Annotated in this window: 21 protein-coding genes; 3 read left to right on the forward strand and 18 right to left on the reverse strand. The window is 36.5% G+C overall.

The window, feature by feature from the left end:
• Nucleotides 1-19: 19 nt before the first annotated feature.
• The 10 genes from glyS to rpsU form a co-directional block, all read right to left on the reverse strand.
• Complete coding sequence (gene glyS, locus TS1_RS07475) at nucleotides 20-2,089, reverse strand: glycine--tRNA ligase subunit beta (RefSeq protein ID WP_068709388.1); 2,070 nt, start codon at nucleotides 2,087-2,089, stop codon at nucleotides 20-22.
• Complete coding sequence (gene glyQ, locus TS1_RS07480; RefSeq protein ID WP_068709389.1) at nucleotides 2,090-3,004, reverse strand: glycine--tRNA ligase subunit alpha; 915 nt, start codon at nucleotides 3,002-3,004, stop codon at nucleotides 2,090-2,092.
• 303 nt (nucleotides 3,005-3,307) lie between these two features.
• Nucleotides 3,308-4,075 (reverse strand): DNA repair protein RecO, encoded by a 768-nt coding sequence (gene recO / locus TS1_RS07485; RefSeq protein ID WP_068709391.1) that lies wholly within the window; start codon nucleotides 4,073-4,075, stop codon nucleotides 3,308-3,310.
• A gap of 27 nt (nucleotides 4,076-4,102) precedes the next feature.
• The gene (gene era / locus TS1_RS07490; RefSeq protein WP_068709398.1) at nucleotides 4,103-5,002 is read right to left on the reverse strand and encodes a GTPase Era; all 900 of its coding nucleotides are present in this window, start codon (nucleotides 5,000-5,002) and stop codon (nucleotides 4,103-4,105) included.
• 18 nt (nucleotides 5,003-5,020) lie between these two features.
• Nucleotides 5,021-5,428: a diacylglycerol kinase family protein gene (locus TS1_RS07495; RefSeq protein WP_068709400.1), complete on the reverse strand. Its 408-nt coding sequence runs from the start codon at nucleotides 5,426-5,428 to the stop codon at nucleotides 5,021-5,023.
• Nucleotides 5,406-5,882 (reverse strand): rRNA maturation RNase YbeY, encoded by a 477-nt coding sequence (gene ybeY / locus TS1_RS07500; protein ID WP_068709402.1) that lies wholly within the window; start codon nucleotides 5,880-5,882, stop codon nucleotides 5,406-5,408. The genes TS1_RS07495 and ybeY overlap by 23 nt, the downstream gene beginning before the upstream one ends.
• Nucleotides 5,882-8,083: an HD family phosphohydrolase gene (locus TS1_RS07505; RefSeq protein ID WP_068709404.1), complete on the reverse strand. Its 2,202-nt coding sequence runs from the start codon at nucleotides 8,081-8,083 to the stop codon at nucleotides 5,882-5,884. The genes ybeY and TS1_RS07505 overlap by 1 nt, the downstream gene beginning before the upstream one ends.
• Nucleotides 8,084-8,159: 76 nt before the next feature.
• The gene (locus tag TS1_RS07510; protein ID WP_407701892.1) at nucleotides 8,160-9,068 is read right to left on the reverse strand and encodes a PhoH family protein; all 909 of its coding nucleotides are present in this window, start codon (nucleotides 9,066-9,068) and stop codon (nucleotides 8,160-8,162) included.
• Between the two features lie 276 nt (nucleotides 9,069-9,344).
• Nucleotides 9,345-9,794: a GatB/YqeY domain-containing protein gene (locus TS1_RS07515; RefSeq protein WP_068709408.1), complete on the reverse strand. Its 450-nt coding sequence runs from the start codon at nucleotides 9,792-9,794 to the stop codon at nucleotides 9,345-9,347.
• 30 nt (nucleotides 9,795-9,824) lie between these two features.
• A complete protein-coding gene (gene rpsU, locus TS1_RS07520; RefSeq protein ID WP_068709411.1) occupies nucleotides 9,825-10,001 on the reverse strand; it encodes a 30S ribosomal protein S21 in 177 nt (58 codons plus the stop codon).
• 263 nt (nucleotides 10,002-10,264) lie between these two features.
• On the opposite strand from rpsU, the gene TS1_RS07525 reads away from it, so the two are divergent.
• Nucleotides 10,265-11,182: an osmoprotectant ABC transporter substrate-binding protein gene (locus tag TS1_RS07525; RefSeq protein WP_068709413.1), complete on the forward strand. Its 918-nt coding sequence runs from the start codon at nucleotides 10,265-10,267 to the stop codon at nucleotides 11,180-11,182.
• Between the two features lie 56 nt (nucleotides 11,183-11,238).
• Here TS1_RS07525 and TS1_RS07530 read toward each other — a convergent pair whose 3' ends face one another.
• Nucleotides 11,239-11,679 (reverse strand): Fur family transcriptional regulator, encoded by a 441-nt coding sequence (locus TS1_RS07530; protein WP_068709415.1) that lies wholly within the window; start codon nucleotides 11,677-11,679, stop codon nucleotides 11,239-11,241.
• 92 nt (nucleotides 11,680-11,771) lie between these two features.
• Here TS1_RS07530 and TS1_RS07535 point away from each other — a divergent pair, with 92 nt between their 5' ends.
• Entirely contained in the window at nucleotides 11,772-12,635 is an 864-nt protein-coding gene (locus TS1_RS07535; protein WP_068709416.1) for a pyruvate, water dikinase regulatory protein, read from the forward strand.
• A 119-nt stretch (nucleotides 12,636-12,754) separates the two neighbouring features.
• Here TS1_RS07535 and thrB read toward each other — a convergent pair whose 3' ends face one another.
• From thrB to TS1_RS07570, 7 genes are all read right to left on the reverse strand, one after another.
• The gene (gene thrB / locus TS1_RS07540) at nucleotides 12,755-13,630 is read right to left on the reverse strand and encodes a homoserine kinase (protein WP_068709418.1); all 876 of its coding nucleotides are present in this window, start codon (nucleotides 13,628-13,630) and stop codon (nucleotides 12,755-12,757) included.
• A gap of 3 nt (nucleotides 13,631-13,633) precedes the next feature.
• Entirely contained in the window at nucleotides 13,634-14,887 is a 1,254-nt protein-coding gene (locus TS1_RS07545) for a homoserine dehydrogenase (protein ID WP_068709420.1), read from the reverse strand.
• A gap of 243 nt (nucleotides 14,888-15,130) precedes the next feature.
• Nucleotides 15,131-15,424: an ArsR/SmtB family transcription factor gene (locus tag TS1_RS07550; protein ID WP_068709422.1), complete on the reverse strand. Its 294-nt coding sequence runs from the start codon at nucleotides 15,422-15,424 to the stop codon at nucleotides 15,131-15,133.
• Between the two features lie 113 nt (nucleotides 15,425-15,537).
• Nucleotides 15,538-17,259, reverse strand: coding sequence for a phospho-sugar mutase (locus TS1_RS07555; protein ID WP_068709424.1), 1,722 nt, complete (start codon nucleotides 17,257-17,259; stop codon nucleotides 15,538-15,540).
• 167 nt (nucleotides 17,260-17,426) lie between these two features.
• Nucleotides 17,427-18,860 (reverse strand): 6-phospho-beta-glucosidase, encoded by a 1,434-nt coding sequence (locus TS1_RS07560; protein ID WP_068709426.1) that lies wholly within the window; start codon nucleotides 18,858-18,860, stop codon nucleotides 17,427-17,429.
• 23 nt (nucleotides 18,861-18,883) lie between these two features.
• Complete coding sequence (locus TS1_RS07565; RefSeq protein ID WP_068709428.1) at nucleotides 18,884-19,720, reverse strand: Cof-type HAD-IIB family hydrolase; 837 nt, start codon at nucleotides 19,718-19,720, stop codon at nucleotides 18,884-18,886.
• A gap of 13 nt (nucleotides 19,721-19,733) precedes the next feature.
• The gene (locus tag TS1_RS07570; protein WP_068709430.1) at nucleotides 19,734-20,315 is read right to left on the reverse strand and encodes a histidine phosphatase family protein; all 582 of its coding nucleotides are present in this window, start codon (nucleotides 20,313-20,315) and stop codon (nucleotides 19,734-19,736) included.
• 172 nt (nucleotides 20,316-20,487) lie between these two features.
• Here TS1_RS07570 and TS1_RS07575 point away from each other — a divergent pair, with 172 nt between their 5' ends.
• Complete coding sequence (locus TS1_RS07575; RefSeq protein ID WP_068709432.1) at nucleotides 20,488-21,405, forward strand: MurR/RpiR family transcriptional regulator; 918 nt, start codon at nucleotides 20,488-20,490, stop codon at nucleotides 21,403-21,405.
• Nucleotides 21,406-21,429 lie beyond the last annotated feature (24 nt).

Consider the following 21,429-nt stretch of genomic DNA (forward strand, 5'->3'; position numbering starts at 1 on the left):
CGGCTTATTTTTATTTCTCTTATTTTGTTACTAAATCGTTCAGACTTGCTACAGCAATCGCCATTTGTGTAATTTTCCTTAACTGAGCCAAGCGATTATTGCGAATGGTTTCATCTTCTGTCATTACCATGGTTTGATTAAAGTAATCCTCAATCAATGGACGTAAACTTACCAAAGCTTGATAATTTTCTTCCACTGTTTGATGGGCAAAATTTTCTTCAAGTTCTTTGACTGCTTGATATAATTTTTGTTCCGATTCATTTTCAAACAAAGCAGGGTCTACTTCGTTCTCACTTTCGTCTTTTTGCCCTAAATTCATCACTCGTGTTAAAGCTTCAATTGAAGGTTTAAAATCTTCATCATATAAATGCTTGCCTAGTATATTGGCTGCTTCAAATAAACGGTGAATATCTTCTTGTTCAGCATCGAGGACAGCATCAATAATATCATAGCGATAGTCTTGGGCAGATAGAAATTGACGTAACCGACCTTTTAAGAAAGACCGTACTTCAGACATTTTATCCTGTAAGTGAACACCATAGAATTCTTCGTTTTGATTGATGGTTTCTTCGATTTTTTGTTGTAATTCAACAAAAGGAAATGACCAATGTTTAGCCGCCAAAATGCGTACAATACCATATGTTTGGCGTCTTAAAGCGTAAGGATCACTGGAGCTTTTTGGTTTTAACCCAGCAGCAAAGAAAGAAAGTACACTATCCAATTTATCCGCAATAGCTAAAACTGCGCCAATGTTAGAAGCTGGCAGCTGTCCTTCACTAGCAATGGGCATATAGTGTTCACGAATGGCTTGTGCTACTGCAGGTTTTTCGCCTTTTAACAAAGCGTATTTTTCTCCCATAATCCCTTGCAATTCAGGAAATTCATCGACCATATTTGTGACCAAATCAAATTTATAAATTTGTGCAGCACGTTGTAAATCCGCTAATTCAGTCTCAGATAAACCCACATGTTCTCCAATAATTTTGGCCATGGCTTGTACACGTTGCATCTTTTCATACATCGAACCAATTTTTTCATGGAAAGCCACATTTTTTAATTTTCCCACGCATTCTTCAATAGACAATTTTTGGTCTTCATTATAAAAGAATTCGGCATCTTCTAAACGCGCGACTAACACTTTCTCGTTTCCTTCTATAACATTTTCGATTCTGTCTTGGTTCCCATTTCTAACGGAAATAAAGTGAGGCAGTAATTGACCCTCCGATGATTTGACATCAAAGTAACGTTGATGTTCTTTCATCGAAGTAATCAGCACTTCAGCTGGCAAACGTAAATACTTTTCAGAAAAGTCGCCGACAAATGCTGTCGGAAATTCAATTAAGTTATTGACTTCCTCTAATAAGTCTTGGTCAATATCAATTTGCCAGTGGTATTTATCCGCAATCGATTGAATTTGTTGGGAAATTCTTTCTTGCCGTTTAAAGCGGTCCGCAATGACAAATTGTTCTTGTAATCTATCTTCGTAATCATCCGCATTTTTTAATTCAACGGAACTTCCCAAAAAACGATGCCCGTAAGTGATTCGATCTGTAGTAACATCTAATATTTGAAATGGTACTACTTGATCTCCTAATAAAGCAACTAACCAACGAATCGGGCGAATATATTCAAAATCATATTTATTCCAGTGCATAGTAATGGGAAATGTCAGGTTCATAATGACATCTTTTAACCCAGGAAGAATGTCGATAGCATTTTGACCTATTGTCTGTTTCGTAACATAAGCATATTCTGTATCTTTCACTTGTTTAAAATAAATATCTTCTGTCGACAAACCTTGGCCCCGAACAAAGCCTTGTGCGGCTTTACTCCAGTTGCCATCCTCATCTAATGCAATCTTTTTAGCTGGTCCTTTTACTTCTTCTTTGGTATCAGCCTGTTTTTCTGCTAGATCAATGACTTGAACAGCCAAGCGTCTAGGAGTGGCAAAAGAATGTATGCTAGTAAAGGATAAATGGTTTTCTTGTAAAAATTGTTTGGTTTTTTCTTCAAATTGTACAACACTGGGGTCGACCACATGAGCTGGCATCTCTTCTAACCCAATTTCAACTAGTAAATTTTTTGTCATTTAGTCTTCCTCCTTCAACAATTTTTCTGCTTGTGCGCGATCCAATAAGGGATAGCCTAATTTTTTACGTTCTTTTACAAATAATTTAGCAACTTGCTTTGCCATATTACGAATATGAGCTAAATAGCCGGCTCTTTCTGTCACAGAAACGGCCCCTCTTGCGTCTAGTAAGTTAAAATTATGGCTGCATTTTAAGATGTAATCATAAGCAGGATGGACTAAATCTTCAGCAATACAACGTTTGGCTTCGCGTTCAAATTTGTCAAAATTGTCTAACAACATTTCCTGATTGCTTAAATCAAAAGAATAACGTGAGTGCTCATACTCTGGTTGTTTGAAAATATCACCATATTTAATGCCACTCGTCCATTCTAAATCAAAGACATTGTCAACTTCTTGGATATAAGAAGCTAAACGCTCCAGCCCATAGGTAAGTTCAGAAGTCACAGGATGGCAAGCGAGTCCGCCCACTTGTTGGAAATAAGTGAACTGAGTAATTTCCATCCCATCTAGCCAAACTTCCCAGCCAAGACCCGCACAGCCTAATGAAGGATTTTCCCAATTATCTTCAACAAAACGAATATCATGCTCCAATGGATTAATCCCTAGAAGTTGCAAACTTTCTAAGTAAAGCTCTTGAATGTTTTCTGGCGATGGTTTCATAACCACCTGTAACTGATGATGTTGGTATAAACGATTCGGATTTTCTCCATAACGACCATCAGCTGGTCGACGGGAAGGTTCTACATAACAAGCATTCCAGGATTCAGGTCCAATCGCACGTAAAAAGGTATACGGACTCATCGTCCCTGCTCCTTTTTCTGTATCATAAGCTTGCATAATCATACAGCCATTATCAGACCAAAATTTTTGTAAACGCAAAATCATTTCTTGTACTGTTAATTTTTTTGCCATCTTATTGCTCCTTTCAAATTTGCCAATAAAAAAGCCCTATACCTATACAACATTTGTATAGATATAGGGACGAATATCTCGCGGTTCCACCCTACTTCCGATTGATTCATCGGCAGCTTTTTTGATGTGCTCCCAATCGCCTACGGTAAAAGTTCTTCTGCCTGGCTCACACCTTCCCAAGCTCGCTAAAAGAAGTTTTTCTTTTCCTTTAAATGTTCATCGCACTATTTTTATTATCACTATCATAGTTCTAAAAGTAGTCATTTGTCAATTAAAAAATAAAATTTTCTGAAAGATTTTCATTTAACGCGGCTTTAACACATCGCCCCATTTTTGCATTTGGTCGATAAATTTTTTACTTTTTAAATTCAAGCCAACGTACTCTTCATAAATTTGGTCAATGATCTGTCGGATTGATTGCTTTGTTTCTTTTTTCAACTCAATGGAATGAATATTATCATAAGAAATTTGTGCAAAAAGGCGGATAAAGTGAATCGCTCGCGGGTCAGCATGATAGCGGCGTAAATCACGTTCCCAATGGTTCTGACATAAGATGCCATTATATTTCGGTGAAAAATCAAACTTTCCTTGTGTCTTCCCGCAAATCGCGCATTCCTGCCAATTAATCGCCACGCCAAACCGTTGTAAAATCTGAACTTCAAAAATATTGGTTAAAATTTCGCCATCAATTCCTTGGTCAAGCATCTCTAGTGCTTGAAACAAAAACGTATAGAGATGAGGATCATAGATCTTGTCTTCAATTGCAGCATCTGCCAAATTCATAATATAAGTGGCATAACCTGCAGTGAAAATGTCTGCTTGAATGTGAGTAAACGGATGGATAAACTTCGCACTGTTTAAAAAGGAGAGTCCACTCTCATTAAATTTTCCAATATAAGTCGCTTGTGTATAAGGTAAGATAGCTGGTGCTAATGGATTATTCTTACGATGGGCGCCTTTAACATAAAACATCAATTTCCCGCTTGACTCCGTAAAAATCTTGACCAACATATCTTTTTCTTTGTGATCTTTGCGAAATAAAATAATTCCTTTGGATTCCGCTTGATTCATGCCGCGCCATCTCCTTTTGATAAAAGGCTAAAATGTTTCTTTTTTATAACCAAAATCGTCTAAGGTTCTTTGCTTGTCGCGCCAATCTTTTTGTACTTTTACCCACAATTCAAGATAAACTTTATCTCCTAGCATTTTTTCCATATCTTGCCGAGCTTTAATACCAATTTGTTTAAGCATCTTACCCGCTTTACCAATGATAATTCCCTTTTGACTATCACGCTCAACGACAATTGTCGCCTGAATGCGAATTTTGTCATTTTCATCCCGCTGCATTGAATCTATGACAACCGCCACTGAATGAGGAATTTCTTCTCGGGTAAAAAGCAGCACCTTTTCTCTAACTAGTTCAGAGACAATAAAATACTCTGGATGATCGGTTACTTGGTCTTTAGGGAAGTATTGTGGTCCAGCAGGCACTTGTTTTTCCAACAGCTGCATCAATTTTTCAAAATTATTTCCTTGGATGGCAGAAATAGGTACAACTTCAGTAAAGTCCATTTGCGTCGAATAATCTTGAATGACACCTAATAAATCATCTGGGTGAACTTTATCAACTTTATTTACTACCAAAAAAATTGGTACTGAAAGCTTTTGCAGACGTTCGATAATCAGATTATCGCCTTTTCCTCTTTTTTCGTCAGCGCTAACCACAAATAACACTGCTTCGACTTCTTGTAAAGCACTGTACGCTTCGTTTACCATATAGTCGCCTAAACGATGTTTGGGTTTGTGAATTCCTGGCGTATCGATGAAAACAATCTGCATGTCTTCTGTGGTGTAGACGCCTTGAATTTTATTGCGTGTTGTTTGTGCTTTATCACTCATAATCGCAATTTTTTGTCCTACAACCCGGTTTAATAAAGTCGATTTTCCTACATTGGGCCGTCCGACGATAGCCACAAAACCAGATTTGTGCTCTGTCATTTACTATTTTCCTCTTTTCTAGTGTATAATCAATTGAAAAATTTTAGGTAAAAAGATGATTGCTCCTATAATGATAGAAAATACAGCAGTAAATAATACCGCTGCTGCTGCAACATCTTTGATTTTTTTCCCCAATGGATGAAAATGTTTATCGGTCACCATATCTACCACATTTTCAAAAATGGTGTTAATAATTTCCATCAACAAGGTCAAAAAAATGCATAAGACAATCCAGAGCCATTCCCAGCGATTAAGACGCAACAAAAGTCCCAAAAAGATGACTAAAATCGCGCAAACCGTATGAATACGTATATTTCTTTCATCTTTATAGACTGTTTTTACGCCAGTAATGGCAAACTCGACGGAGCGAATTAGATTTTTACTTTTTCCCACATTGTTTTTTTTATCGTTTGAGTCCATAGGCATTTAAAATTTCCTTTTGTAAACCAAACATCTCTTTTTCATCTTCAGTTGTCATATGATCATAGCCATTAATATGCAAGAATCCATGCAGAGCCAAAAAACCAACTTCACGTTCATAACTATGCCCATACTCTGCCGCTTGTTCTTGAGCTCTTTGAGTTGAGATCATGATGTCACCTAATTCATGAGGCAAATCATTTAGTTCATCTTCTGCAAAAAAGATTGGTGTTTCGTCTTCGCCTTCTTCTATCGCAAAACTAATCACATCAGTTGGCGCATCTTTTCCACGATACTTGCGATTAATGACTTGGATTTTGTCATTGTCCATAAAAGTGACTGACATTTCCGTATTTTCTGGCAAATGCAGATAATCCGCTGCAAATTGCAATAAGCTTTCAATATCTTTTATTTCTTCATCGGTTACTTTTTTTGTTTCATCAATAAAAGTGATTTCCATCATTGACCACTTCTTTCTTGTTCTTCTTTCATTTTTTCAGCTTCAGATTCCATTTTAGGATATTTAATTCGTGAGTGGAAAGTACTGCACAATCCATTAATCAGAGATCTTTGTATGATTTTAAGTTCTTTTAAGGTTAGTTGTGCATCATCTAACTGACCATCAAGCATGCGATCAGTAATTAAGTTGGCAACAAATTCTTTTATTTTAGCATTCGTTGGCTCATCCATTGCACGTACAGCTGCTTCGCAACTATCTGCAATACTTACCACCCCAGCCTCTTTTGTTTGAGGAATAGGACCTGGATAACGAAAGTCTTCCTCTGTCACTTCAGGATTACGTTCTTTTGCTTTCATATAAAAGAATTTCATCAACGTCGTTCCATGATGCTGTTGGCAAATATCGATTACCAATTGCGGCATTTGTTCTTTTTTTAATAGCGCTACTCCGTCTGTAACGTGACCAAAGATAATCTGTTTACTATCTTCTGGTAATAAAAAATTATGCGGATTTTCAGCACCTTGGGGTAAATTTTCAACAAAGAAATTGGCATGTTTTAACTTGCCTATATCGTGATAATAGCAAGCAACACGAGTTAGAAGCGAACGGCCGCCAATTTCAGCGACTGCATTTGCACTTAGGTTCGCTACCATCATGCTATGATGATAAGTCCCCGGAGCTTCTTCTAATAATTTTTTAAGCATAGGATGATTCGGATTACTTAACTCATTTAAAACAATATCACTATCATCAGTCACCATTAATTCAATAAATTGATACAAACCCACACCCATTAATAACGACAGAACACTTCCTGCCAAACTACATGCTAAAGCAATCCATGTTTGACTATCGGCAAAATCCACTCCTTGTAATACCAGCAAAATAATGCTGATTAAGAAAGGAAAAACGACAATCCACAATACCGATTGTTGTCCTTGATGAGAAATACGTTTTCTTGGTAATAAAGTTCCCATTAATCCAGAAAACATATAAGTAATCAAAATAATAGACAACACATTTGTTCCGACCGCTTCGTAAAAAATAAAAGTTGCCAAAACGACTTGGAAAGCGGCTGCTAAGATACCAGAGCGCCGATTAACAAAGAAGTTTAAAACCAGTGGTATAAAGGCCGCTGGGAAAAATAACGGGATATAAGCGACAGACTCTGTTTGAAACAATTGGAAAAACTTCATAAATACAAGACTCAGTGTCATTGCCACGACATAAAATACCGCTTGATTTTCTCGTTTATCTTTGTCTTTTACAGGATGAGTAAAATAAATGAATACGAGAATCTGTAACAGTGAAACAAGCACAATAGCGACAAAAGGAAAGAAAGATTGATTTTTTTCCGTCATTCCTAATACATTCAATTTTTGAATCGCTGTAGAATCAATCTGCGAGCCTTCCCGTACGATGACTTCGCCTTGATAAATCATCACCGGCTGTACAGAATCTTTGGCTTCTTCTTTTAATTCATCTGTTTTTTGTTCATTTAAAAAGGTATTGACAACAATTCCTTCATCAACCAAATAAGAGACGGCCTCTTTTTGTTCACTGGACAAATCAAGCGTTTCAACTTGTTCTTCAGCGTCTTGTCTGGCCGTATTTAAATTGGCTTGACGAACTTGTTCTGCCATCTTCTGATCAATAATATTTAAACTTTCTTCTTTAACTTGATCTAAATTATTTTGGCTTAAATCAAAGGCAATCCGATAAAAACTAGATGGAATCTGCTGATAAAAATTCAAATTATCACTATCCACTTGTTCTAGTTCTTTTTTCATGGCAGCCATTTTCTCATCTTCGGTCACTTTTTCAACAGAATCGCTGTCATCAGCTTCTTTTTCACGTTCACTGTTTTCTTCTGCACTATCTTGTCGAACATTATCCACCATATCAAATAATTGTTCAATTAACTGATGTTGTTTGCTTGAAATTTCTTCCTGATAGGTGTACTCAGGCACGACAGCTTCTGCAGCCAGCTCTTGTTTTTGTTCGGTAGCCTGCCTATTTTCCACGGTTTTATTTGCGCGAATACTTTCTTCTGCCACTTGTCCTTCTTTATAATTGGTATCTTTTTGATGGACACTGGAATATAATATGCCACTTGTAATCAAAAAAAAGAGTAAAAACAAAACAGGCAAAAAATATTTTCCCATTTTATTTTTTAAACGTTTTAAAGGTGCAATGATCATTCTTTTCCTCCCTCCTCTGTTGTTTAAAACATGGTTAAACAAACTGAGGCTTTAGGCCATTTTTAAAAGAAGCCCTTTATTTTTTCTGGTCATATGCTTCAATAATTTGTGCTACAACAGGATGTCTTACTACATCACTAGCGTCAAATTTGACAAAAGCGATGTTTTTTATCTCATTCAATGTCTTTTGAGCATCTACTAGACCACTAACTGCTCCTTTAGGCAAATCAATTTGGCTAATGTCTCCATTAACAATCATTTTTGATTGAAACCCTAAACGAGTCAAAAACATTTTCATTTGAGCGATCGTCGTATTTTGTGCTTCATCCAAAATCACAAAAGCATCGTCTAACGTGCGTCCCCGCATATAAGCCAATGGAGCAATTTCCACAACTCCACGCTCCATTAAACGATTGGTATGTTCGATGCCAAAAATTTGATAAAGCGCATCATATACTGGACGCAAATAAGGATCGACTTTTTCTTTTAAATCTCCCGGCAAAAAACCTAAACTTTCTCCGGCTTCTACTGCAGGTCTAGTCAATATAATTCGTTTAACTGCTCCTTTTTTTAACGCAGCGATAGCCAAAACAACGGCCAAAAATGTTTTCCCCGTTCCTGCTGGTCCAATACCAAAAGTGACATCATGTTTATTTATAGCCTCAATATAACGTTTTTGTCCTAAATTTTTAGCACGGATGGGTTTACCATTATGATCTTTAATAATTTCTTTTTCATACATTTCAATAAAAGAAGATAGCGCGCCTTGATGGGCTAGGTTCAAAGCAGAAACCACATCAGGCGTTGCTATCTGAATCCCGCGCTTAATCAATTCTTGTAACGATTGAAATACCGCAACAACCAAGTCCACATTTGCTTGGCTGCCTTGTATTTGGATCATTTCTCCTCGAGCGCGGATAGTGGTTTGGGTCGCATCTTCTATCAATTTAACATGTTTATCGTGTGTTCCTAAAAGCAAATCCATATCCTGCGGTTGTGTTACTTGTAATTCAAAAGATGTAAAATCTTCCGTCAAAAAACTCGCTCCTTTTACCACAGCTCACTCAAAAAAGTTTTTTTAAGCTTTTTTTCGCTGTTTTTCGTCCGTTAATTATTTATTTTGATTGGCGGTATTGATCTAACCGCAACGATTCTATCATATCATACCATAGAAAACTCAAAAGAAAAATTGCTTTTATTTATAGCAGAAAAATAAAGCTGTTGTGAGAACTTTTTTGAAGTTTCACAACAGCTTTTACTTTTAATTTTGATTTAATAACTCTTTGACGATCGCATTCACTTGTTTACCGTCAGCTTTGCCTTTTACTTGAGGCATAACTACGCCCATCACTTTTCCAAAATCTTTGGAAGAGCTAGCGCCTGTTTGTTCAACGGCGTTTTTGACAATTTCGCGAAGATCTTCTTCGGACAATTGAGCCGGTAAATATTTTTCAACAATCGCAATTTCGCCTTTTGTCTTTTCAGCTAAATCCTTGCGACCTACTTCCTCAAATTCGGCTAAAGAATCACGACGTTGTTTCATCTCGCGAGAGATAATCGTTAACTCTTCTTCTTCAGTCAAGTCACGACCAAGGTTAATTTTTTCGTTTTGCAACGATGCTTTGAGCATGCGAATGACTTGTAAAGACTCTTTGTCCCTATTTTTCATAGCAGCTTTCATATCATCGTTTAACTTCGTAAGCAGTGTCACACTACCAGCTCCACTTCTTTACAGATGAAATTAAAATTTCTTGCGTTTTCTAGCTGCTTCAGATTTTTTCTTACGTTTCACGCTTGGTTTTTCGTAAAATTCACGTTTACGTGATTCTTGCAATGTACCTGCCTTTGAAACGGAACGTTTGAAGCGACGAAGAGCATCATCAAGAGATTCGTTTTTATGAACGACTGTTTTTGACATATAATTCCCTCCCTCCGAGCTCAAATAGTAACCGTTTTTGTTATAAAAAACAATCATTTTTCATAACAACACTGTCCACTAAAAATTATAGCTAACTCAAGAAAATGTGTCAAGCTGTTTTCGCAAAAGGCCTGGCTGTTTTTTATAACAATTGCAATTTTCATTATTTTTTTGGGACCATTCACTTCAGTTGTAATTTTTTTACTTTTCAGCCATACTTAAAAAAGACTTACTAAACGACTTTGACAAAGGAGTTTATTCTTATGAAAAAAGCAAAACTCATTTTTTTGTTGTTATGTTTTTGTATGTTTTTGGTTGGTTGTTCTTTGCCGGGTCTGCCTTCTAATAAAGACGATAACGTCATCTCTATCTCAGGAGGTATTACCACTGAGTCTCAAATTCTAGCAGGTTTAGTAGAAGGTATGCTTCAGCACTATACAGATTATGAGACAAGTATAATAAATAATTTAGGTACTGCACAAATTGACCAACAAGCTTTAAATAATAACGACGTTGATATTTCTGCGGCTAGATACACCGGCACCGATATCACAACTATTTTACAGATGAAGGCAATTAAAGATCCAAAAAAAGCGTTTGAAGTATCAAAAAGAGAACTCGAATCACGCTTCAATCAAATACGTTTTCCTTCATACGGCTTTGATAATACTTTTGCTTTTATGGTACGTCAAGATACAGCAGATAAATATCACTTAAAAAAAGTTAGCGACTTAGAGAAAATTTCCGACCAATTGACAGTTGGCACAGATCGTCCTTGGCTCACACGAAAAGGGGATGGCTATCAAGGATTTATTAAAGAATATGGTTTTGACTTTGACACCATGCTACCTATGCAAATTGGACTCGTTTATGATGCAGTAGCCTCAGGAAATGTTGATGTAGTACTTGGTTATTCTACAGATGGAAGAGTCGCTAGTAACCATTTAGTCGTACTAGAAGACGACCGGCAATTTTTCCCGCCTTATGATGCAACCATGATTGTAAATCAGGATTTTTTAAGCCAACATCCCGATTGTAAAAAAGTGTTAGATAAACTTGTAGATACAGTGGATACCCAGACGATGCAAGAACTCAATTATAAAGCAGATAATAATTTGATCGAACCTTCTATAGTGGCTGAGCAATTCTTAAAAGAAAATAATTATTTTGAAGACAAATGAAAAAACTTCAAGCAAACGGCTTGCTTACTCAAACCTTTGCTTGAAGCTTTTTATTTTTAGACAGCACTTTGACACTCTTTGCAACGACCATATATTTCAAAGCGATGGTCTTCAATGGTACATCCAGGTAATTGATCTTGGAAAAATTCCATCGGACAAGTGGTCAGTTCTTTTGTTTTCCCGCAAACGGAACAAATAAAGTGATGGTGATGATGATCCGCTCCTTGTAATGAACAGTTAAAGCGAAACTTCATCTCCCCTTCTAATTCAGTATCTTCTAAAATTCCAATATTCACAAAATCACGTAAATTGCGGTAAATTGTATCATAACTAATCCCAGCGTATTTTTTTGTTAAGAAATCATGTAATTCCTTGGCTGCCACATATCGATCAGTCTTTGCTAGATACGAAATAATAGTCTCTCTTTTTTTGGTATATTTAAATCCGTAATCTTTCATTTGTTGTACGGCTTCTTGAATCGCTGTTTGGTTTTCCATAATGTTTCCCCTCCAAACCAAAATCATTTCGATTTCACTTTTGAATATATGTTATAATAATCCTAATCAAATTGCAAGTGAGGGATAACAACATGCAAGAAGACAACAACAGACCCAATGTGACAATATTTGTCATTTCTGATTCTGCTGGAGAGACAGCATCAAAATTAGCACAAGCTACCATGGCACAATACTCTACGGTTGAATTTGTTTTATTTAGACGTACATTTATTACAACAGATGAATCTTTACTTAAGGCATTAAAAGATGCCAAAAAACATGATGCCATTATTTTGCATACTTTAATTAATAAGCATCTAGTTGAGATTGCTCACCAATTTTGCCAAGAAAATCAGCTATATCAGTTTGATGTTTTGACACCTCCTGTCGCTGAAGTAACCAAACGAACCGGAATACAACCTCTTAATGAGCCAGGAGCCATGCATCATTTAGACAAAAATTACTTTCGGCGGATCAAATCCATGGAGTTTGCGGTTAAATACGACGATGGCAAAGATCCTCGCGGTTTTTTAGAAGCCGACGTCATTTTATTAGGGGTATCGCGTACCTCTAAAACACCTTTAAGTTTATTTTTAGCTAATAAAAATTTGAAAGTGGCCAATTTACCCATTGTTCCACAAGCTCATATTCCTAAACAAATTTGGGAAGTCGATCCAAACAAAATCGTAGGCTTAACAAACGATCCTGAAGTTCTGAATACTATTCGAAAAGAGCGGATGATTGCTTATGGCCTTAGCCCTGATTCAGCTTATTCAGATATCGATAAAATCAAAGAAGAACTTGCTTTTGCTAAAGATCTTTATGAAAAGCTGGGCTGCATTACAATTAATGTTGCTTCATTATCCATTGAAGAAACAGCTTCTGTCATTTTAAATGAACTAGATTTAGAAGATCATAGTTATTATGGTTCAGAAGAAGAAATTGACGAAACTTAAAAATATTGTGATATTAGTCTTTTCAAACATAAAAAATACCCGGATGATAGAACATTTGCGTCAATGAGCAAATCGTATTTTCTATCATCCGAGTATTTTTATTGTTGATACAACCTTTTTTAAAAGACCTGCACACCTTCTCGATCTAACGATAACTGCTCGATTTGCGCTGAACCTGCCATCTGTTCTAATTCAAAAGTAATCAGGTCCGCCTTTTCTTCGTTGGTCAAAATTAAAACTGTTGGACCTGCCCCACTAAGAAACGCAGCATAGCCGTTATTACGTTTTACAATTTGGCGAATGGTCGCTAGATGGGGGACAAATTTTTCACGATAAGCTTCATGCCAACGGTCTTGTTCCATCATTTGCCCTGCTAGTACCAAATCCCCATTCAAAATCGCCGCAATCATCACATTGGCAATCGAACTAGCTTTTACTGCTTCAGCAAAAGAAAGTGTTTCAGGTAACACATTGCGACTTTCTTTTGTTAATACTTGTGCGTTAGGAATATAAGCAATCACGCGACATTCAGGAAAGTAATGCTTTACATAGTGAACAGTGGGTTTTTTTTGATTAAAATAATAACTCCCTACCACAAAGTCTCCGCAAATAGCTGGCGTACAATTATCAGGGTGTCCTTCAATAGCGGTAGCTATTTCAATTTTTTGACGCTCGGTCAAATTTAAATTCTCCAAACGACTGGCTAACTCAATTCCTGCCACTATCACTGAAGAACTACTGCCCAGACCGCGAGCAATTGGAATCGTGCTTGTCATTTTTAAATGATAAGGGCGCAATGTGGGAGAAACCTTTTTCGCTGTTTGCACTAATAGATTTTGCTCATCATGAGCGATTTCGTCTCCTAATTCGTGGTCAATCGTCCACTTTGTATCTTCGCCGATTACCTCGACCGTTAAATAGCTAGATAGTGCAATCCCACAAGAGTCAAAACCTGGTCCTAAATTAGCACTAGTAGCTGGGACGCGAATTTTCATTTTCTATTCCTCCACAACACTTAATATTTGTTTAATGTGACTTACTTGCTGTAATTGTTCGATTAACCAGTCTTTTTGTTTGATTGTCAATTGCTTAGCGACAAAAGCAGCTTCGATCAAATCTGTCTGAGACAAAGATAAAGTTTTCACCTCTTGTTTTTCCAAAAAGTTTGCCAAATCAACCGTACAATCAGAAAGTAAGAAATAGTAATCTGACACAACTTCTTCGTGTATTTCACAGTTAGGTAAATTAGAAACACTCATTTGTGGAACGGGTTGTTTATTTGTCATATTCTGAGCAATCGCTAAGATGTCAGCCAACACACTTTGAGCAGTGGGTGACGCTCCAGCACCAGGTCCATAAAACATAGAAGTACCCATCGCTTTGCTTTCAATAAGTATGCCATTCATCTCGTTTTTGACAACTGCTAGCGGATGCGTATTGGAAAGCAAAACAGGAGCTACTTCAGCATACAGATGCTCCTCTATTTTCTTTACTTGTGCAAGTAGCTTAATTTGGTAGCCTAATTTTTGTGCGTAGTCATTATCTTTTTGTGTAATGCTTTGTATCCCAACAATTTTTATATCTTTTAGTGCTAAATCCTTAGCAAAAGCGAGTCGAACTAAAATCATTAATTTATAAGCAGCATCCCAACCATCTACATCGTTTGTAGGGTTAGCTTCAGCAAAACCAGCCGCTTGTGCAGTTTGTAAAGCTTTATCGTAAGAAAGACCTAATTCAGCCATCTGAGTCAGCATAAAATTCGTCGTTCCATTTAAAATTCCTTTAATTCCCGTAATTTCATCGGCAATAAAGCTGTTATTTAAAGTATGTAATATCGGAATGCCACCTGCTACGCTGGCTTCATAAAATAATGAAACATTGCTTTGCTTAGCAATTGATGTTAATTCGTTACCAAACTGTGCAATTAAATCTTTATTCGCTGTAACCACATGTTTTTTCTGTTTTAGAGCTTTAATAATCCACTTTTTAGCAGCATCTGTTCCTCCGATTAACTCCACAACAATATCAATAGTTGGGTCATCGAGAATCTCGTTTACATCAGTGGTCAGAGTTAACTGATGCTTTTTAGCTTGCTCTTCTTTATTTTCTCGAGAACGTACCAATACTTTTGCAATCGAAAAAGTTAAATTTGTCTGCTGTTTGATTTTTTCTTTGGCAGCATTTAAATTTTCGACAAGACCACTTGCCACCACACCTAAGCCTAAAACAGCGATCTTTACTTGTTTTTCCATACCTACTCCTTTAACGATATTTTTACATCTGAAATCTTTGCGTTTTTTCTTAGGAAGGATATTTATTGGGTAATCTTTTGTCCTAAAAAAATGAACAGACCATTTGTTACCTATACTTTTGTCCTTAATAAAAATGCAAAATGATTTTAGATTAAAAACATTTTCATAAAATTCTAATTTGCTTGTCTAAGCATAACAAAATTTTGCTTAGAAAAAAAGAACTTTCTAGCTGAAAGTCCTTTTTTAACGGTGAGAAACGTGTTTGAAAGTTTGTTCTAAAATATCTAGAATATGGGCATCATCAACACTATATAGTATTGCTTTGCCTTGTCTTCTAGTCTTTACTACACGATTATCACGCAATAATTTTAATTGATGAGAAACAGCTGATTGTTCCATTTCCACTTCATTGGCGATATTTGTCACATTCTTTTCGCCTTCTTTTACCGCCAACATGATTTTTAAACGTGTCATATCACTCAACACCTTAAAAATTTGACTGACATGTTCAATGTCTTTAATTGTGGGTCTATCCATAGCGTCCTCCTCATAAATTTACTCAAGTGAAAAAACTAGGACAAAAATCGACGGATTCTTGTCCTAATACTTTTTATTTGCTAAAACTAGCATAAAACATTTCCATTATACAACTAATTTCCAGTGACTTCATTAATGGCAGCTTGTAGCAACTCGATTTTTTGTTGCGCACGTTCGTCAGAACCAGCTTTTACACCGATATAAAATTTAATTTTAGGCTCTGTCCCTGAAGGTCGAATCGCAAGCCAGCTGTCATCTTCCAATGTATATTTCAAAACATCAGATGGCGGCATGGTAATCTTTTGGGTCTCTCCTGCTGCATTTTTTCGAATTAACTGTTTAAAGTCCTCTGTTTGTTCCACCTTAATTCCTGCAAATTCAGTAGGTGTTTTTTCTCTAAAAGATTTCATTAATTCAGCAATTTTAGCCGTTCCTTCTTGACCAGACATTGTTAACGAAATGGTTTTTTCTGCAAAATGTCCGTACTCAGCAAAAATCTCTTGTAACGCATCGTATAACGTCTTACCTTGTTTTTTATAAGCAGCCGCCACTTCTGCTAATAAAACAAGGGCTTGAATGGCATCTTTATCACGTACAAACGGTTGAACCAAAAATCCATAACTTTCTTCAAAACCAAAGATAAAGGTATGGCTGTGGTCTACTTCGAATTCTTTGATTTTTTCAGCAATAAATTTAAAGCCGGTCAAAACATTCACTACAGGCACATCATAACTTTGGGCAATGGTTGTAGCTAATTCACTAGAAACAATAGATTTTAAAATCACTGCGTCTTCTGGCAAAGTATTTGTCTTTTTGCGTGCTTCTAAAATATAACGAATAAATAATGCTCCAATTTGATTTCCGCTAAGCACCTTATATTCACCGCTTGGCATACGAACAGCAGCGCCTAGACGATCTGCATCTGGATCTGTTGCAATTAATAAATCGGCATCTTCTTTTTTTCCTAAGCGTATTGAATATTCAAAGGCGGATGCTTCTTCTGGATTAGGCGATTTTACAGTTGAAAAATCTGGATCTGCTACTGCTTGCTCAGGTTCTAGAATGAATTCTTTAAAGCCTGCTTGTTGCAAAGCTTTTTCGCCTAGCATCTTTCCGGTACCATGCAGCGGTGTATATACTAATTTTAACTGATCACCCATTTGGTCAATCACATCTTGATCAATCGTTACCTTGCTTAACTCTGCTAAATAAGCTTGATCTATCTCTTCACCAATCATGGTGATAAGTCCTTCTTCTTTAGCAGCCTGTTCTGACATCACAGGAATCGTTAAAGGATTATCAACTTCACGAATCAAGGACGTTACAAGGTCAGCATCCGCAGGTGGCATTTGTCCACCATCTTCACCATATACCTTATAACCGTTATATTCCGGTGGATTATGCGAAGCTGTAATCATAATCCCCGTAAATGTTTCTAGATAACGAACGGCAAAAGATAATTCTGGCGTGGGTCGTAAGCTTTCAAAAACATAGCTAGGGATATTATTATAAGCTAATGTTTTAGCAGCTTCCATAGCAAACTCTTGCGAGAAATGTCTAGAGTCGTAAGCAATCGCGACACCTCTTCTAGCAACATCTAAACCTTGCTTGATCATAAAGCGAGCCAAGCCTTCTGTGGCTTGTCGTACAGTATAAATATTCATGCGATTAATTCCTGGACCTAAAATGCCGCGCATACCTGCAGTACCAAATTCAAGCGGCGCATAAAATGCGTCTTCCAGCTCAGCTTCCTTTAAATTAGCTAGTTGGTCTTTTAAACGAGGGTCCAGCGCATCATCATTTGCCCATTGTTGATAAATTTCCTTCCAGGACATAATAAAACCACCTCTTCACTTATTTTGTCAGTTTAATTATACCACAATTCACAATTATTCAGACAATTTGAAGTAAAAAAGTATTTTTCACAAAAGCACTCTCCTACAGACAACTTTTTTAAAAGTGCTATAAGAGAGTGCTTTAATATTCTTTTTAGCTAAAACTATTAATTGTTAGATAGATCTTCACCATTTGAAGCAATCACTTTTTTGTACCAATCAAACGATTTTTTCTTGGAGCGAGCTAACGTCCCATTTCCTTCATTATCTAAGTCAACATAGATAAATCCGTAACGTTTTTTCATTTCGCCACTACCAGCGGAAACTAAATCAATACAACCCCAACTAGTGTAGCCTAGCAAATCAACACCATCGATTTCTACTGCGTCTTTCATCGCTTGGATATGTTTGGCTAAATAATCAATGCGATAATCATCTTCCACATAACCATTTTCATCTGGATGGTCAATCGCACCTAAACCATTTTCGACAATAAATAATGGTTTCTGGTAACGATCATAAATATCATTCATCGTGATACGCAAGCCAAGTGGATCAATTTGCCAGCCCCACTCACTTGATTCTAAGTAAGGATTTTCTACTGAAGCAAAAATATTTCCTTGGGTTTGTTTCAATAGCTCAGGATCACTTGTAGCTACACGAGAAGAATAATAAGAAAAGGAAATAAAGTCTACCGTGTTCTCTTTTAGAATTTCTTTGTCGCCATCTTCCATTTGAATCTCAATGCCTTGGCGTTCTAGATCTTTCAAGAAGTAAGCAGGATATTCCCCCCGTGATTGGACATCGATAAAGAAGTAACTTTCGCGGTCTTTTTTACGCGATTCAAAAACATCTTCTGGTCGGCAATTATAAGGATAATAAGAACCAGAAGCCAGCATACACCCTACTTGGTTATTAGGGTCTACTTCGTGTGCAATCTTGGTTGCAATCGCACTGGAGACTAATTCATGGTGAGCCGATTGATATTTTACTTGTTCTTCATTTTCGCCTTCTTCAAAGTAAAGCCCTGCGCCCATAAATGGGGCATGTAAAATCATGTTAATTTCGTTAAAGGTTAGCCAATATTTTACTAGACCTTTGTAACGATTAAAAATCGTCCGGCAAAGGCGTTCATAAAAAGTAACCATTTTACGGTTACGCCAGCCACCATATTCTTTAATTAAATGCATGGGACAGTCAAAGTGTGTAATCGTTACAAGAGGTTCAATGCCGTATTTGTGACATTCATTGAATAAATCTTCGTAAAATTGCAAACCTTCTTCATTGGGCTCTGTTTCATCCCCATTAGGAAAAATCCGTGTCCAAGCAATCGATAAACGATACGTTTTAAAGCCCATTTCACCAAATAAAGCAATATCTTCTTTATAACGATGATACATATCAATTCCTACTTTTGCAGGAAAGTGATGTTCATTGTCAAAATCAAACATTTTCTTATGTCCGGCAATAATTTCTGCTCGATCAGGACCATTAGGTACAACATCAACGTTAGCTAAACCACGTCCCCCTTCATTATATCCACCTTCGCATTGGTTCGCAGCAGTTGCGCCGCCCCATAAAAAATCTTTTCTAAATCCCATTTTAATTCCTACTTTCTTTTTATTTAAATGATTTGAAAATGTTCAAAAGCTTTATATAAACCATCATCTTCAACAGATGCAGTAATATAATCCGCCATTTCTTTAATTTCCTTGCCACCATTTCCCATCGCTACGCCGATTTGACAGTGATCCAACATCGGGATATCCACCTTAGCGTCACCAAAAGCAAATGTATCTTCGACATTTTTTGCTAAGAAATCTAATAACTCATCAATAGCTACCGCTTTATCAATATCTTTTAAAGCAATATCACCAAATAAAGCTTTTTCACCAGCACCGCCCCAAGTTCCCACTTTTAAAGATGGAAATTTTTCTTGCGCTGCTAAATAGTCGTCATAACTATCTAAAATAAAACTAATTTTATTGACGTCTCCGCGGTATAAAGATTCGCCATAAATCATGTCAGGAAAAACAGTGGCAGGCGTTGCATACTGAGCACTTGGTTTGTCTTTATAAGCAGTATATTCCTGCACCGTTTTTACACCGCGACTGGCGAAATTTTCACTAGCAAATAAACCATTATTACTTTCTAAATAAAACTCTAACCCACGATTTTTTAGCCAGTCGACAATTTGTTGGGTGTCCTCAGCGCTCAATGTTTTTTCTTTTACAACTTGACCTTTAGATTCAATACAACTTCCATTTCCACCTATATAACCATCAAAACCGATAGCTAAAATATAGGCATACATTTCTGCTTTCGCACGACCCGTGACAGTATATACTTGGTGACCATTTTCTTGTGCTTTATGAATGGCTTGTACCGCACTTTCTGGGAGATGATTATGATAGTCCACTAAGGTGCCATCCACATCTAAAAATATAATTTTTGAATTCATTTATCCTTTCCATCTACTTTCCCGGGTCAATGCTTGTTTGTAAATAAAATTTTCCGTCTTGATATTCATAGATCAAAATACAACAATTTGAAAAGGAAGGGCGTTGATCTCTTTTCTGCCGCCATTTTAAGTAAAAGGAATAAAGAGCCCCTCCACTGCTAATAGCCAGCGCATTCTCTCCTTTTAAATCATGCATAATTTGTGTAAGGGTGTCAGTCATCCGCTGCTCAACTTGGTCAACAGATTCTCCGCCGTAATCCAAGAAATATGCTCCGTAGCTTTCCTCCCCTGCTTTATGAGGTGGATTTAGGTATTCTGGGGCGCCTTCATAAAGTCCAAAGTTCCATTCTTTTAAACCTTTTTTACGTATATAAGGCTTATCGGGACAAATAATTTCCATCGTGTCACAAGCTCGTTCCTGCGTGGAAGAATAAGCAGCATCCAATTGAACTTGTTCTTTTATAAAATAATCTCTTGCTTGTTTAGCTTGTTCTTTACCTAAATCAGTTAAAGGCGAATCGCAAGCACCTTGCACTCTTTTTAGTTGATTAAACAAGGTTTCTCCGTGTCGCATCAGGTAAAGCTTTTTACTCATATTTCACCTTCTTTCTACATTCATTTACAAAATTATTATCTATAACAGAAATACTTTTCGCAAGGATATCCCCAATTTTCAATTTTTGTTTACAGATAAATAAAAAAATTCGACAATTTACGTAAATAACGTTTACAATATAAGTTGAATACACGTAAATGAGGTAAACATTATGTTGTTAACAGAAAAATTGGAAACAAGCGCTTTTTCTCCAGCAGAAAAAAATGTAGTGGATTATATTTTGAAAGACTACACGAAAATTGAAAACAGCACGGTAAAAGATATTGCCCAAAAAACTTATGTCCACCCTTCTACGCTAATTCGGGTGGCAAAAAAGTTAGGCTTTCATGGATGGAATGACTTTAAAGCAGCCTTTTTAAAAGAGCAGAATTATTTACACAACCACTTTGTACAAACAGATGCCAATCTGCCGTTTGAAGAAAACGACAGTATATTAACAATTGCTCAAAAGATTGCTTCTTTAGAACAAGCAACCATCTCTGACACCCTTTCTTTGCTTGAACATAAAGAACTACAAAAAGCAACAGAATTGTTATATCAATCAAAACAGATTAAAATTTTTACTTCGAACGCTAACCTGCTAATTTCACAGGATTTTGCTTTAAAAATGCGGCGAATAAAAAAACAAACGAGCGCAGCAGAAATTATTGGAGAGCATGTTTATGAAGCATATAGCACAGATGAAAATACCTGCGTCTTAATGATTTCTTATACGGGTGAAAACGAAATACTCAAACGAGTCCTACCAATTGTAAAACAACAAGGAGCAACCACTATTGCTCTTACTGGAATTGGTGAGAACACCTTGTCAAAATTTGCTGATTGTCATTTGCGTTTGGCTACTCGGGAAAAACTTTATTCAAAAATTGGTAGTTATGCAACAAGTACTTCGATTTCTTATCTATTAGATATTTTATACAGTATGGTTTTTGCTAAAAATTATCAAAAAAATATAGCTCATTTAATTACTATTGGAGAAGAATACGATAATCGTACCAGTACTTCCCCAGTGATGCACGAAGATAATTCTCCGAAAATCCACGTGACGGATGCCATTATTCCAAATTAAATAAAAAAGTCTTACATTTTTTAT

Source organism: Tetragenococcus solitarius NBRC 100494 (assembly GCF_001544195.1).
Classification (GTDB): Bacteria; Bacillota; Bacilli; order Lactobacillales; family Enterococcaceae; genus Tetragenococcus; species Tetragenococcus solitarius.

Excerpts from the sequence above, each read along its gene's own strand:
- glyS (WP_068709388.1), bottom strand. The coding sequence starts at position 2,089 with ATGACAAAAAATTTACTAGTTGAAATTGGGTTAGAAGAGATGCCAGCT.
- glyQ (WP_068709389.1), bottom strand. The coding sequence starts at position 3,004 with ATGGCAAAAAAATTAACAGTACAAGAAATGATTTTGCGTTTACAAAAA.
- recO (WP_068709391.1), bottom strand. The coding sequence starts at position 4,075 with ATGAATCAAGCGGAATCCAAAGGAATTATTTTATTTCGCAAAGATCAC.
- era (WP_068709398.1), bottom strand. The coding sequence starts at position 5,002 with ATGACAGAGCACAAATCTGGTTTTGTGGCTATCGTCGGACGGCCCAAT.
- TS1_RS07495 (WP_068709400.1), bottom strand. The coding sequence starts at position 5,428 with ATGCCTATGGACTCAAACGATAAAAAAAACAATGTGGGAAAAAGTAAA.
- ybeY (WP_068709402.1), bottom strand. The coding sequence starts at position 5,882 with ATGGAAATCACTTTTATTGATGAAACAAAAAAAGTAACCGATGAAGAA.
- TS1_RS07505 (WP_068709404.1), bottom strand. The coding sequence starts at position 8,083 with ATGATCATTGCACCTTTAAAACGTTTAAAAAATAAAATGGGAAAATAT.
- TS1_RS07510 (WP_407701892.1), bottom strand. The coding sequence starts at position 9,068 with ATGGATTTGCTTTTAGGAACACACGATAAACATGTTAAATTGATAGAA.
- rpsU (WP_068709411.1), bottom strand. The coding sequence starts at position 10,001 with ATGTCAAAAACAGTCGTTCATAAAAACGAATCTCTTGATGATGCTCTT.
- TS1_RS07525 (WP_068709413.1), top strand. The coding sequence starts at position 10,265 with ATGAAAAAAGCAAAACTCATTTTTTTGTTGTTATGTTTTTGTATGTTT.
- TS1_RS07530 (WP_068709415.1), bottom strand. The coding sequence starts at position 11,679 with ATGGAAAACCAAACAGCGATTCAAGAAGCCGTACAACAAATGAAAGAT.
- TS1_RS07535 (WP_068709416.1), top strand. The coding sequence starts at position 11,772 with ATGCAAGAAGACAACAACAGACCCAATGTGACAATATTTGTCATTTCT.
- thrB (WP_068709418.1), bottom strand. The coding sequence starts at position 13,630 with ATGAAAATTCGCGTCCCAGCTACTAGTGCTAATTTAGGACCAGGTTTT.
- TS1_RS07545 (WP_068709420.1), bottom strand. The coding sequence starts at position 14,887 with ATGGAAAAACAAGTAAAGATCGCTGTTTTAGGCTTAGGTGTGGTGGCA.
- TS1_RS07550 (WP_068709422.1), bottom strand. The coding sequence starts at position 15,424 with ATGGATAGACCCACAATTAAAGACATTGAACATGTCAGTCAAATTTTT.
- TS1_RS07555 (WP_068709424.1), bottom strand. The coding sequence starts at position 17,259 with ATGTCCTGGAAGGAAATTTATCAACAATGGGCAAATGATGATGCGCTG.
- TS1_RS07560 (WP_068709426.1), bottom strand. The coding sequence starts at position 18,860 with ATGGGATTTAGAAAAGATTTTTTATGGGGCGGCGCAACTGCTGCGAAC.
- TS1_RS07565 (WP_068709428.1), bottom strand. The coding sequence starts at position 19,720 with ATGAATTCAAAAATTATATTTTTAGATGTGGATGGCACCTTAGTGGAC.
- TS1_RS07570 (WP_068709430.1), bottom strand. The coding sequence starts at position 20,315 with ATGAGTAAAAAGCTTTACCTGATGCGACACGGAGAAACCTTGTTTAAT.
- TS1_RS07575 (WP_068709432.1), top strand. The coding sequence starts at position 20,488 with ATGTTGTTAACAGAAAAATTGGAAACAAGCGCTTTTTCTCCAGCAGAA.